12 protein-coding genes are annotated in these 12789 nt (G+C 73.2%); 5 read left to right on the top strand and 7 right to left on the bottom strand.

Features of this window, described 5'->3' with window-relative positions:
• Positions 1 to 4: 4 nt before the first annotated feature.
• Both MHO01S_RS06975 and MHO01S_RS06970 read right to left on the bottom strand, forming a co-directional pair.
• The gene (locus tag MHO01S_RS06975) at positions 5 to 577 is read right to left on the bottom strand and encodes a PH domain-containing protein (RefSeq protein WP_061782057.1); all 573 of its coding nucleotides are present in this window, start codon (positions 575 to 577) and stop codon (positions 5 to 7) included.
• Positions 578 to 655: 78 nt separating this feature from the next.
• The gene (locus MHO01S_RS06970) at positions 656 to 1435 is read right to left on the bottom strand and encodes a biotin--[acetyl-CoA-carboxylase] ligase (RefSeq protein WP_061782056.1); all 780 of its coding nucleotides are present in this window, start codon (positions 1433 to 1435) and stop codon (positions 656 to 658) included.
• Positions 1436 to 1605: 170 nt separating this feature from the next.
• Here MHO01S_RS06970 and MHO01S_RS06965 point away from each other — a divergent pair, with 170 nt between their 5' ends.
• Both MHO01S_RS06965 and MHO01S_RS06960 read left to right on the top strand, forming a co-directional pair.
• Entirely contained in the window at positions 1606 to 3207 is a 1602-nt protein-coding gene (locus MHO01S_RS06965) for an acyl-CoA carboxylase subunit beta (protein ID WP_060960968.1), read from the top strand.
• Positions 3204 to 3458 carry an acyl-CoA carboxylase subunit epsilon gene (locus MHO01S_RS06960; protein WP_060960969.1) on the top strand — a complete coding sequence of 85 codons (255 nt, stop codon included), beginning with the start codon at positions 3204 to 3206 and terminating at the stop codon, positions 3456 to 3458. Before MHO01S_RS06965 ends, MHO01S_RS06960 begins: the two co-directional genes overlap by 4 nt.
• A gap of 246 nt (positions 3459 to 3704) precedes the next feature.
• Here the strand turns inward: MHO01S_RS06960 and MHO01S_RS06955 are convergent, their stop codons facing one another.
• The 4 genes from MHO01S_RS06955 to MHO01S_RS06940 form a co-directional block, all read right to left on the bottom strand.
• Complete coding sequence (locus MHO01S_RS06955) at positions 3705 to 4742, bottom strand: hypothetical protein (protein ID WP_061782055.1); 1038 nt, start codon at positions 4740 to 4742, stop codon at positions 3705 to 3707.
• Positions 4739 to 5995 carry a sensor histidine kinase gene (locus tag MHO01S_RS06950; protein ID WP_255266074.1) on the bottom strand — a complete coding sequence of 419 codons (1257 nt, stop codon included), beginning with the start codon at positions 5993 to 5995 and terminating at the stop codon, positions 4739 to 4741. Before MHO01S_RS06950 ends, MHO01S_RS06955 begins: the two co-directional genes overlap by 4 nt.
• Complete coding sequence (locus MHO01S_RS06945) at positions 5985 to 6653, bottom strand: response regulator transcription factor (RefSeq protein WP_060960971.1); 669 nt, start codon at positions 6651 to 6653, stop codon at positions 5985 to 5987. Before MHO01S_RS06945 ends, MHO01S_RS06950 begins: the two co-directional genes overlap by 11 nt.
• A gap of 69 nt (positions 6654 to 6722) precedes the next feature.
• On the bottom strand, positions 6723 to 8066 hold the full coding sequence (locus MHO01S_RS06940; protein ID WP_061782054.1) for a class I SAM-dependent RNA methyltransferase: 1344 nt from the start codon (positions 8064 to 8066) through the stop codon (positions 6723 to 6725).
• A 211-nt stretch (positions 8067 to 8277) separates the two neighbouring features.
• Between MHO01S_RS06940 and MHO01S_RS06935 the strand changes: the two genes are divergently transcribed.
• From MHO01S_RS06935 to MHO01S_RS06925, 3 genes are all read left to right on the top strand, one after another.
• Positions 8278 to 8955 (top strand): Maf family protein, encoded by a 678-nt coding sequence (locus MHO01S_RS06935; protein WP_061782053.1) that lies wholly within the window; start codon positions 8278 to 8280, stop codon positions 8953 to 8955.
• 78 nt (positions 8956 to 9033) lie between these two features.
• Positions 9034 to 10830 carry an acetyl/propionyl/methylcrotonyl-CoA carboxylase subunit alpha gene (locus MHO01S_RS06930; protein ID WP_061782052.1) on the top strand — a complete coding sequence of 599 codons (1797 nt, stop codon included), beginning with the start codon at positions 9034 to 9036 and terminating at the stop codon, positions 10828 to 10830.
• Between the two features lies 1 nt (position 10831).
• The gene (locus tag MHO01S_RS06925) at positions 10832 to 11278 is read left to right on the top strand and encodes a hypothetical protein (RefSeq protein ID WP_157553752.1); all 447 of its coding nucleotides are present in this window, start codon (positions 10832 to 10834) and stop codon (positions 11276 to 11278) included.
• A gap of 54 nt (positions 11279 to 11332) precedes the next feature.
• On the opposite strand, the gene MHO01S_RS06920 is transcribed toward MHO01S_RS06925, so the two are convergent.
• On the bottom strand, positions 11333 to 12784 hold the full coding sequence (locus tag MHO01S_RS06920) for an NAD(P)H-quinone dehydrogenase (RefSeq protein ID WP_061782051.1): 1452 nt from the start codon (positions 12782 to 12784) through the stop codon (positions 11333 to 11335).
• Positions 12785 to 12789: the final 5 nt, after the last annotated feature.

The following is a 12789-nucleotide window of genomic DNA, read 5'->3' as shown; positions in this document are numbered from 1 at the left end:
GGGGCTACGGAAGCGGGGGCGGGTCCGGGATGACCGTGGTCGCGGCATCCCACCGGGCGTCGCGATGGGCCAGGATCTGGCTCACCTCGACCTGGTCGGACAGCGCCTCGTGCAGGAGGCGGACCGCGGGGACGTTCACGAGCCGGAGGGGCTCGTCGACGCCGTTGGAGAGCACCAGCGTTCCGGCGCCCCACAGCCGCTGCAGCGGACCGCGGCGCTCCGCGATCGTGTAGCCGCGCGCGTGCAGGAGCTCACGGCGGCGCTGGCCGAAGGTCCCGGACTGCTCGACGACGCGCCGCGTCGTGACCGTGTAGGTGTGCGACAGCCACCGCAGGTACGGGAGGACGACCAGCAGGAGGACGACGGCGCCCGCCGTCGCCCACAGCATCCAGTCCTCGAACGGAGCGGGGAGATTGCCCGTGAAGTAGCCGGCGGCTCCGGCGGCGACGATGAGGACGAGCGCCGACCAGAACAGCCGGCGCGCGTGTCCGCGCACGCGCGCGATGCGGCGCTCGGGTGTCGGCGCGCCCGGCGCGGGCGTGGCGGGTCGCCCGGGGTACGCGGTCGGCGAGGTCACGCTCTCATTGTGCCGGTCACCGCGCCGAAACGGGGCGTGACCGGGCCGAGGTCCGCGATTCGCCCGCCGCCGGCGCGATCAGCGCACGTGCACGACGTCACCGGCGCCCACGACGCTCTCCGGGCCGTCGTCGGTCGCGACGACGAGCCGACCGTCGGCGTCCAGCCGCGCGGCCGTGCCTTCGATGACCCCGCCGTCGGGCAGCGAGACGGTCACCCGCGTGCCGAGCGTGCCGCAGCGCGCGACGACGTCGGAGGCCACCGCGGCACCCCCACCGACGGCCAGGCGGGCGATGCGGTCGCGGAGCGCGTCGAGGAACGCCGCGACGAGCCGGTCCTCGTCGGCGACGGCCCGCAGGGCGGCGAACGAGGTCGCCGTGGGCACGGGCAGCTCCGCCTCGGACATCGTCGTGTTCACACCGGCGCCGACGACGACCGTGTGCGGATCCGAGGGAACGACCTCGACGAGGATGCCGCAGATCTTGCGGCCGTCGACGAGCACGTCGTTCGGCCACTTCACCGCGACGTCGTGGGCGGGCAGCTGGGCGGCGATCGCGTCGACCATCGCGGCGCCCGCGACGAGCGGGATCCAGCCCCGGTCGTGCACGGCGACGGCGCCGACGCGCAGCAGCACCGACACCGCGAGGGCCGATCCGGGGGGCGTCACCCAGGTGCGGCTGAGCCGGCCGCGGCCGGCGCGCTGGTCGCGGGTGAGCAGCACCGACAGGTGCGGATGCCCGTCCGGATCGTCCTCGGCATCGCGGACGAGCTTGGCGTTGGTGGAGTCGACGGTGTCGATGACGTGAACGCGGGGCGAGACAGCGGCCGTCAGGGGATAGCCCTCGGTGGGAATCGACATAGCGTCACCCTACGCCGCACCCGCGAGGCCGGACGGCGCGTCGTTCCGCGGCATCCCACAATCGAATCGCCGTCTCGTTGTGAGCGTCCCCCAACCGACGCACGGGGGCGGTCGCTAGGGTGGGAGGCGTGCCAGAGCAGCCAGACGAAACCGTGCAGCCAGACGAAACCGTGCAGCCAGACCACTCCGCGCAGCCCGACCTGTCGACGACGGCCGGCAAGATCGCCGACCTCCGCGCCCGCTACCAGGCGGCCGTCGTGGATGCCGAGGCCACCGCGCGCGACAAGCAGCACGCGAAGGGCAAGCTCACGGCGCGCGAGCGCATCGAGATGCTCGTGGACCCCGGGACCTTCGTCGAGTTCGACGAGTACGTGCGTCACCGCACGACGGCCTTCGGCATGGACCGCTCCCGCCCGTACGGCGACTCGGTGGTGACCGGCGTCGGCACGATCCACGGCCGCACGGTCGCCGTCTACGCGCAGGACTTCACGACCTTCGGCGGGTCGCTCGGCGAGGTGGCCGGCGACAAGATCATCAAGATCATGGAGTTCGCGCTGCGCGGCGGCATGCCCATCATCGGCATCCTCGACTCCGGCGGCGCCCGCATCCAGGAGGGCGTGGTCGCCCTCGGCAAGTACGGCGAGATCTTCCGCCTGAACACGGCGGCCTCCGGCGTCATCCCGCAGATCTCGATCATCATGGGCCCGGCGGCCGGCGGCGCGGTGTACTCTCCCGCGCTCACCGACTTCGTCGTCATGGTCGACAAGACCAGCCAGATGTTCGTGACGGGTCCCGACGTGATCAAGACGGTCACCGGCGAGGACGTCGGCATGGAGGAGCTCGGCGGCGCCTACACGCACAACACCCGCTCCGGCGTGGCGCACTACCTGGCCGAGGACGAGGACGACGCGATCGACTACGTCCGCTCGATGGTCGGCTTCCTGCCCGACAACAACATGGCCGAGATCCCCGTCTACGAGAACGAGTTCGAGTGGGAGACCACCGACGCCGACCGGACGCTCAACACGGTCGTGCCCGACTCCCCCAACCAGCCGTACGACATCCACCAGGTGATCTCCCACATCGTGGATGCTGGGGACTTCCTCGAGGTGCAGCCGCTGTTCGCGCCGAACATCGTCATCGGCCTCGGCCGTGTCGAGGGCCGCACCGTCGGCATCATCGCCAACCAGCCGTCGCAGATGGCCGGCACCCTGAACATCGAGGCGGGCGAGAAGGCGAGCCGGTTCGTCCGCTTCTGCGACGCGTTCTCCATCCCGATCCTCACCCTCGTCGACGTCCCGGGCTACCTGCCCGGCACCGACCAGGAGTGGACCGGCGTCATCCGCCGCGGCGCCAAGCTGCTGTACGCGTACGCCGAGGCGACTGTCCCGCTCGTCACGGTCATCCTGCGCAAGGCCTACGGCGGCGCCTACATCGTGATGGGCTCCAAGCAGCTGGGCGCCGACGTCAACCTCGCCTGGCCGACCGCCGAGATCGCTGTCATGGGCGGCCAGGGCGCCGTCAACATCCTCTACCGCGGCGAGATCCGCAAGGCGGAGGAGGCCGGCGAAGACGTCGCGGCGGTGCGTCAGCGCCTCGCGAACGAGTACACCTACAACGTCGCGTCGCCGTTCCTGGCCGCCGAGCGCGGCGAGCTCGACGGCATCATCGAGCCCGCCCAGACCCGCGTCGCGGTCGCCAAGGCACTGCGGTCGCTGCGCGGGAAGCGGGCCAGCCTGCCCGCGAAGAAGCACGGTAACATCCCGCTATGACCGCGTCCGCCACGCCGCCGCCGAGCGCGGCCGCCGCCGGTGCGGATGCCGTGCGCATCGATGTCCGCCGCGGCGACCCCACCCCGGAGGAGCTGGCCGCCGTGCTCGCGGTGGTCACCGAGGCCTACGAGCGCGAGGCCGCCGACGCCGTCGCCGACGAGACCCCGCGGCGATCGGCCTGGGAGCTCTCGGCCCGGAACCTGCGCGCGCCCCTGCGGCGCGAGATCGGCTGGGGACGCTTCGCGGGCTGACCCGCTGTCTTTGTCCCCCAAAATACCTACAGACACAGCTTCTCGGAGCCGGAAGAATCGATATCGCTGGAACGCTTCTGCGTTCGGTCGGTTCCGCTTGATGAGCGGATCGGCCCTTCGCGAGTCGGTTTTCGGGTAACCACTCGCATGGCGAGGGGCGGGCGGCTTCGCCGCCCCTCGCCTCCTCTTTCTCTCGAGCCGCTGTCTCGGGCCGCTCCCTCGGGCCGCTGTCTCGGGCCGCCGGCCTCACCCGCGGCGCGGGATCTCGCTCCAGAGGTCCACCTGGTCCTCACCGTCGTCGGACGGGGTCCGCCCCACGACGGTGACGGCGATCTCCTCGTGCGCGGCCGCGCGCACGTAGACGCGTTCCGAGTCGGCATCGGCCAGCACCTCCGCCAGGCGTGCACGGATCACCGCGCGCTCGGCGGGCGACAGCCCGTCCAGTCCGCCCTCGTCCAGCACCGAGACGATGGTTCCGCGCTCCCGGGCGGCGGACAGGGCGGCGCGGACGGCCTCGTCCAGCAGCGCCGATCCGCGAAGCTCGTCGCGCAGCGCCTCCTCCGCGATACGGGCCGCTCGTCGCTCGCCCTCCGTCAGGCGCCCCCGGGTCTCGATCGTCCGGGTGAGCACGGGCCCCGCCAGCGCGAGCGCGCGCTGCACCTGTGTGCGCCGCTCGCGCCGCGTCCCCTCCTGAGCCGCGAGCCATTCGGACGCCGCGCGCTGCAATGCGGTCAGTTCCGCCGTGTCGGATGCCGCGCGGTCGACGAGCCAGGTCAGCAGCTGCGCCACCCCCACCCACAGCACGGCGCCCACGACGCCGAGCGCCAGCGCGTCGACCGGCCCGATCCACAGGGTCGCCTCCGCGGCCAGAAGGAGCACGCCGACCCACGCGACCCACGGACGTCGGCGCACCATGACGATGGCCAGCAGCGCCCCGACCGCCCCCACGCTCCAGGTGCCGATGTCGGTGCGTCGCGCCTCCGTCCCCACGGCGACCCAGCTCGCGTTCGGCACGAGCACCGCCGTCGCCAGCGCCAGCACCGCGGCCCATGCCGGCAGCACCGAGCGGTGTCCGAGGTCGCCGGTGATCGGGTCTCGTCGCGACGGCTTGGATCCGGAGTTCCAGAAGACGCACACCCAGGTGGTCGCGAGGTAGAGCGCCACGGCGACCAGCTGCACCGCGACGTGCGGCGGCGGGCTCGACCACAGCACGGCGCCCGCGGCGAGGTAGGAGGTGAAGGCGATCGCGAGCACCGAGAGCGTGGCGCGCACCCGCAGGTTCATCGCGGGTACTCCCAGTCGAGGGTGACGACGGTTCCGGCGGCGGTGGTCCGCACGCGGGCCCGGCCGCCGACGGCGGCCATCCGCGCGACGATCGATCCGCGGATGCCGAGGCGGTCGTCGGGGATGGCGGCCGGATCGAAGCCCGGTCCGCGATCGACGATCTGCACTCGCACACGAGCGGCATCCGCGCGCAGCGACACCTGCAGCCCGCGCCCGTGGGCGTGGTCGATCGCGTTGCTCACCGCCTGCGTCGCCGCGAGCACGAGCGCCCGGGCCACCCGCCCCGGCAGCACCGGGGCGTCGGCGGCGACCTCCCCCGCGACCGGGGCGGCCCCGTCGAGCTCGGCGACCACGGCGCGGAGGGTCGCCGCAACCGCGGCGGCCGCGACGGGCTCGTCGGGACCCTCGCCGGAGTCCTGGTCGGTGTTGGCGAGGCGGGTCAGCGCCTCGCGCGCCATCGCGGCGGCCAGCGCCTCTTCGCGCGGTGTGCCGGCGCGCTCGGCGGCGATGAGGGCGGCCAGCACGCTGTCGTGCATGAGGGCGGCGACGGCCACCCGTTCGGTCTCGGCCGCGTTGGCCGCGGCGGCCTCGGCGTAGGAGGCGACCGCGTCGCTGCGGGCGCCGTCGATCCCCACGGCCACGCTGCGCAGCAGCCAGCCGAGCGTGATCACGACGGCGGCCAGGATGGCAGCGAAGACGGCGTCGCGCACGACGTCGACGGTCTGGGCGGCGTCGGCGCCCAGCTGCGTCACGCGCGCGATCGCATAGAGCAGCGGCACGAGGGCCGCCCACGCGATCTGAACCGGCAGCCGGAAGGCGAGGACGGCGGCGGAGGTCGCGACGTTCAGGAGGTACCAGATCCACGGCGCACCCGCCGCCTCCTCGGCACGGCCCTGCGTCACCAGCGGCCAGCACAGCAGCGCGACCGGGAACACGACCGCGAAGACGCCCGCCGCGGTGCGCACCCCCACTCCGGCGACGCACGCCGCGATCATCACCCCGAGCGGGATGAAGACGGCCAGCAGCAGCGGCAGATGGGCGGCCGGAGCCTCCTGACGGGAGGCGAGGGCGTTCAGGAACGACTGCGCCCCCAGCACGGCGCACCCCAGCGCCACCACGACACGGATGATCCGCTCGACCCGCGCCTGCGTGAAACGCTCGGCGCCGGCCGCGATGTCGCCGAGCGGGCGACGCACCGCCGGATCGACGGCGATCGGCGGCACACCGGCCGGTGACGACCCGTCAGTCGCCACCGGCGCCCGCTCCGGCGTGGCCGGGCATGAGGCCGTCTTCCATCGCTCGGCGCAGGAGATCGACCTTCGTGGGTGCGGGACGGCCGACCTCGACGTACTTCACGCGCACCCGGGTGATGTTCTCCTTGGCCGTGGAGTAGGCGATGCCGAGACGGTCGGCGACCGCCTTCAGCGGAAGGCCGGCGGCGTACAGGCGCAGGACGTCGCGCTCGCGCTTGGAGAGCTGGGCGTCGGCGAACGCGCGGTCGCCGTCCACCGCGCTCGCCCACTCCACGTTGTCGAGCGCCTCTCCGCGCGCCACCGTGCGGATCGCCGCGATGACGTCGTCGATGCGGGACGCCTTGCTGATGACGCCGGCGGCGCCGGCGGCGAGCGCCTCGCGCACGGCCCCGGGACGGTCGGCGACGCTGTGGATCAGCACGGGCGATCCGTCGGCGACCAGGCTGGAGACGTTCTCCGTGACGGTCGTCCCGTCACCCAGGGTCAGATCCAGCACGACGATGTCGGCGGGGGCCGCTCCGGATCGCTGCCGCCATTCCAGGTAGGCGCGCACACTGCTGCCGGAGAACACGACGTCCTTGGTCACGGCGCGTGCACACGCGGCCTCGAGCCCGAGCCGCACGGACTCGTGGTCGTCGATGAGAGCCACACGCGTCATGGGGTCAGCCTAACCATGACGCGTGGCGCCGACATCCGCCGAACGGGTGAGTTCCGCGGCGCCGTCGGCTCACTCGGCGCGTTGCAGGACCGCCACCGCTTCGACGTGATGCGAGTGCGGGAACAGGTCGCGCGCCTCGATGCGACGCGGCTCGTAGCCGTGCTCACGGAAGCTGCCGAGGTCGCGCGCGAGGGCGACCGGATCGCAGGCGACGTACACGACGGATGCCGGGGCCAACGCCGCGATGCCGTCGACGACCGCGCGGCCCGCTCCCGCCCGCGGCGGGTCGAGGAGGATGACGCCGCGGCTCAGCCGCGCGCGCTCGGCGGCGCCGGCGTCGGCGTTCAGCCGGGCGAGGAAGCGGTCGGTCCGCGCCGTCTCGGCGCGCGCACCGACCCAGTCGGCGAGGTTCTCGCCGGCGTGCTCGGTCGCGCGCGGATCGGATTCCACCGAGGTCACCCGGGTGGCGGCGCCGCCGAGCTCGCCGAGGGTGGCGGCGAAGAGCCCGACGCCGCCGTAGAGGTCCAGATGCTGGGCGGTGTCGTCGATGCCGCCCAGCTCTCGCAGCGCCTCGGCCACGACGGCGGTCAGGGTGTGCGCCGCGAGGCGGTGCACCTGCCAGAATCCGCCCGCGTCGACGCGGAAGCGCCGTCCGGCCGCCTCCTCCCAGACCACCTCGGCGGCGGCATCCGCCCGGCCGGGGCCCGCGGAGGCAGACGCTCCGGCGCGGTTGCGGCCGCGACCCCTCCCGCGTCCGGCGCGTTCCGCTTCGGGACGCGGCACGATCCGCACCCGCCCGTCGGCGGGCTGGACGAGGTCCACCCGACCGGGCTGGGCGGTCAGCTCCCGCGCGGCGCGCGCGATCTCCGCCGTCGCCAGCGGCAGGTCGTCGACCGGCACGACGCGGTGGCTGCGCGCCGCGTAGGGTCCGACGCGTCCGTCCGCGTCGACGTGGAGGCTGACCCGGGTGCGCCAGCCGGTCGCATCCTCCGACTCCGCGGCGAGCACCTCGCCGTCCGCACCGTGCAGCGCCGCCGCGCCCGAGACGGCCACCTCGGGACCGGTCAGCCCGCCGAAGCGCTCGAGGGCGTCGCGGAGCACCTGCTGCTTCAACGCGCGCTGGCGCTCGAGGGTGATGTGGCCGAAGTCGGCACCGCCGGGGCGCAGGTCGGGGTCGACGTCCAGGTCGGCCGCCGCCCAGACGTGGGCGCGCCGATCGGGCGAGGCGTCGAGCACCTCGACCGTGGCCGCGCGCCAGAACGACGACTTCGCGGTGTCGGTGAGACGGGCGCGCACCCGTTCGCCCGGGATGGCGTCGGCGACGAACACGACGCGTCCCTCGTGGCGGGCGACGAACACACCGCCGTGCGCCACGTCGGTGATGTCGAGGTCGATGAGGTCGCCGGAGTCCATCCTCCGATGCTGTCACGTCGGCCGAGCGCGCGCCGACCGCCGGTGATGATCGTCGGATTCTTGTCCGTCCTCCGGCGATCGGCCGCGCGTCCGGCTCGCGCGCAGTGGAAACTCCGACGTTCGTCACGAGCGGGGCCGGGCGGGCGCCGGCGGGGCGGGGCCGGGGCCGGCGGGGGGCGGGTGCCGCGGCGGGGACCGTACCCTTGACGGCATGCGCGTCTGCCTGGCCTCCACCTCGCCCGCCCGCCTGATGCTCATGCGGCAGGCGGGGATCGAACCGATCCTGCGCGCCCCGCAGGTGGACGAGGAGGCCGTCATCGCCGCGGTCGAGGCGAGCGAGCACCGGGTGCTGCCGCCGGACGAGCACGTGCTGCTGCTGGCCCGGCGCAAGGCGGCCGACGTCGCGGCCGCGCTCGTGCGCGACGATCCCGACTTCGACGGACTCATCGTCGGGGGCGATTCGATGTTCGAGATCGACGGCCAGGTGCTCGGCAAGCCGCTGCGGCCGGAGGTCGCGGTCGCACGGTGGGAGCAGATGAGAGGACGCACCGGCATCCTGCACTCGGGGCACAGCGTCATCCGGGTGGCCCCGGGGATGCCGCCGCGCGAGGAGCACGCCGTCGCCGCGGCGTCGGTGGGTTTCGTCGCCGACGTCTCCGACGCCGAGATCGCCGCCTACGTCGCGACCGGCGAGCCGTTGCAGGTGGCGGGGGCGTTCACCGTCGACAGCCTCGGCGGTCCGTTCATCGACCGGGTCGAGGGCGACCCCTCCACGGTCGTCGGGATGTCGCTGTCGACCGTCCGCCGGCTCTGCGCGCGGCTCGGGGTCGTCTGGACCGATCTGTGGGCACCGCCCGAGCAGGCGCCGGAGGCGGCGGCGTCTTCGTAGGCTCTCGCACACGATTTCCCGACGATCTTGTGCGGGTGATCCAAATGCGGGGGGTCGGACGTGGGTAGGCTGACATCCATGCCACGCTCACTGGACCTGGCGGCCGCGCGCCCGCAGATCACCAAAGTGCTCATTGCGAACCGCGGCGAGATCGCCGTCCGGGTGATCCGGGCCGCCCGCGACTCCGGCCGCGGGTCGGTGGCGGTGTACGCCGATCAGGACCGCGACGCGATGCACGCGAAGCTCGCGGACGAGGCCTACGCCCTCGAGGGCGCCACGAGCGCGGACACCTACCTCTCGATCGAGAAGATCCTCTCCGTCGCCCGCCGCTCCGGCGCCGACGCGGTGCACCCCGGCTACGGCTTCCTCGCCGAGAACGCCGAGTTCGCCCGCGCCGTGATCGCCGCGGGCCTCGTCTGGATCGGCCCGTCGCCCGAGGCCATCGAGGCGCTCGGCGACAAGGTCACCGCCCGCCACGTCGCCGAGAAGGTCGGCGCCCCGCTGGCGCCGGGCACGCCCGGGCCCGTAGCCGGAGCCGACGAGGTCATCGCGTTCGCCGAGCAGGTCGGCCTGCCGATCGCGATCAAGGCCGCCTACGGCGGCGGCGGACGCGGGCTAAAGGTCGCCCGCGAGCTGGACGAGGTCGCCGAGCTGTTCGAGTCGGCCACGCGCGAGGCGGTCGCCGCCTTCGGCCGCGGCGAGTGCTTCGTGGAGAAGTACCTCGACAAGCCCCGTCACGTCGAGACCCAGTGCCTCGCGGATGCCGAGGGCAACGTCGTCGTGGTCTCGACGCGCGACTGCTCGCTGCAGCGCCGTCACCAGAAGCTCGTGGAGGAGGCGCCGGCGCCGTTCCTCACCCAGGAGCAGAACCGCACGCTCTACGACTCCTCCAAGGCGATCCTGCGCGAAGTCGGCTACGTGGGCGCGGGAACGTGCGAGTTCCTCATCGGCGCCGACGGCACGATCTCGTTCCTCGAGGTCAACACCCGGCTGCAGGTGGAGCACCCCGTGTCCGAGGAGGTCACCGGCATCGATCTCGTTCGCGAGCAGTTCCGCCTCGCCGAGGGCGGTGTGCTCGACTACGACGACCCCCAGCCGACCGGCCACTCGATCGAGTTCCGCATCAACGGCGAAGACCCGGGGCGCGGCTTCCTCCCCCAGCCCGGCCGCATCCACCAGTTCAAGACCTTCGGCGGCCCCGGCATCCGTCTGGACTCCGGCGTCACCGCCGGCGACAGCGTCTCGGGCGCGTTCGACTCGCTGCTCGGCAAGCTGATCGTCACCGGCCGCGACCGCGCGGAGGCGCTCGAGCGTTCGCGCCGCGCGCTCGACGAGTTCGAGGTCGCCGGCATGCCCACCGTGCTGCCCTTCCACCGCAAGGTGGTGCGCGACCCCGCCTTCACCGCGGAGGACGGCCGCTTCGGCGTGTTCACGCGCTGGATCGAGACCGAGTTCGTCAACGACATCGCCCCGTGGGACGGCGAGGCGGAGTCCCCGGCGGAGGCCGAGCCGCGCCACACCGTCGTCGTCGAGGTGTCGGGCAAGCGTCTCGAGGTGAGCCTTCCCGACCGCATCGCGGTCGCTCCCGCGAAGATCGGTCGCCCGGTCGCCGTGCCGCCGTCGCGCCGCTCGCACGCCCCGTCGGTGTCCTCGGGCGCGTCGGGCGACGCCGTCAAGGCGCCGATGCAGGCCACGATCGTCAAGGTCGCGGTCGAGGACGGGCAGCCCGTCGTCAAGGGCGACCTCGTCGTGGTCCTCGAGGCCATGAAGATGGAGCAGCCGATCCAGGCACACAAGGACGGCGTCGTCGGCGCCATCAACGCCGACCCGGGAACCACCGTGTCCGCCGGCCACCAGCTGCTCACGATCTCCTGACATGACCGCCCGTCGCCGCCGTGTCGCCCTGGTCGCGGCCGCGGCATCCGCCGTCGTGCTCGTCGGCTGCAGCGCGGGCCCCTCCGACGCGGACCGCGCGGCATGGTCGGCCTGGTCGGAGTCGGTCATCGGCTCGGCGCCGGACACGGCCGTCGGCGGCATGCTCGCGGCGGTCGAGGGCGGGCCCGCGGCGACGCTGGACTTCGCCGAGCCGAGCCCGTTCCGCGCGGTGGAGCTGCGCTGCATCGGCGCCGACCGCGCACAGTTCGCCCTCGTCTACACGGCGGGCGGACAGACCCTCAGCACCACCCAGGACATCGTCTGCCAGCAGGGCGCCCTGCGCACGCCCATCGCGATCCCCACCGCCGTGCAGAACCTGACGGCCGTCAGCGTGTCGGCGACCTCTCCCGAGGGCACCGGCATGTGGACCGCCCAGGTGCAGCACTAGCCGTCGCGTTCACCCCGCGGCGGGCGGCGCAGGCGGATGCCGGCCCCCAGCCGGTCAGCCGAAGAAGTCGTCGTCGCGGTTGACGAGGTGCATCGCGCGCGTGGCGTCGGTGATCGAGCCGCTCAACGAGGGGAACACCGCGAACACGCGCGAGACCTGATCGACGGTCAGGCGCCGCTCGACGGCGATCGCGATGGGGTAGATCAGCTCCGACGCCCGCGGGGCGACGATCACGCCGCCGATCACGGTGCCGCTGCCCTCGCGCGCGATGATCTTGACGAAGCCGTCCTTGATCCCCATCATCTTCGCGCGCGCGTTGGCGGTCAGCGGGAGCTTGTAGACGTAGCCGTTGATCGCGCCGGTCTCCAGGTCCTTCTCCTGCCGTCCGACGGTCGCGATCTCCGGCGCCGTGAAGATGTTCGCGGTGATCCGGCGGCGCTCCAGCGGGATGACGGTGTCGCCTAGGGCGTGGAAGATCGCGGTGCGCCCCTGCATCGAGGCGACGGAGGCGAGCGGGACGAAGGTCGTGCAGTCGCCGGCGGCGTAGATGTTGGGAACCGACGTGCGCGCGACCCGGTTGACGCGGATGTGACCCGAGTCGGTCAGCTGCACGCCGGCATCCTCGAGGCCGATGCCGGCGGTGTTCGGGATCGATCCGACGGCGAGCAGGCAGTGGCTGCCTTCGACGGTGCGCCCGTCCGAGAGGGTCACGACCACGCCGTCGCCGGCGCGCTGCACACTGTCGGCGCGCGACTTCGAGAGCACAGTCATCCCGCCGCGGGTGAACACCTTCTCCAGGACGGCGGCGGCGTCGGCATCCTCGCCGGGCAGCACCTGATCGCGACTGGAGATGAGCGTGACCTTGGCGCCGAGGTTCATGTAGGCCGACGCGAACTCCGCGCCGGTGACGCCCGAGCCGACGACGATGAGGTGCTCGGGAAGCGCCTTCATGTCGTAGAGCTGGGTCCACGTGAGGATGCGCTGGCCGTCGGGCTTGGCCGTCGGCAGCTCGCGCGGCGAGGCGCCCACGGCGACGACGAGCGTGTCCGCCTCGACGCGGTCGAAGTCGGTGCCGCCGGGGCCTGTGGCGACCACGAGGGCATGATGGCCGTCGAGGCGTCCGTGGCCGGAGATGATCCGCACGCCCGCATCGACGAGCTGGGCCCGCATGTCGTCGGACTGCTGTCGGGCCAGCGACAGCAGGCGCTTGTTGACGGCGGCGAGATTGATCGCGACCTCGGGCTTGAGCGCGACGCCGCTCTCCCCCTTCGCGAAGAACTGGACCCCGAGGTCGGACGCCTCGGAGATCGCGACCGCGGCATCGGCCGTGGCGATGAGGCTCTTCGAGGGGACCACGTCGGTGATCACGGCGGCACCGCCGACACCCGCGCGCTCGACGAGGGTGACGTCCGCGCCGAGCTGCGCTGCGGCGAGCGCCGCCTCGTAGCCGCCGGGGCCGCCGCCGAGGACGGCGACGGACTGGGTGTTCACGAAGCTCGACGACATTGCTC

Origin of the sequence: Microbacterium hominis NBRC 15708 (assembly GCF_001592125.1) — a bacterium.
Classification (GTDB): domain Bacteria; phylum Actinomycetota; class Actinomycetes; order Actinomycetales; family Microbacteriaceae; genus Microbacterium; species Microbacterium hominis.
This window is presented reverse-complemented; position numbering and strand designations above follow the sequence as displayed.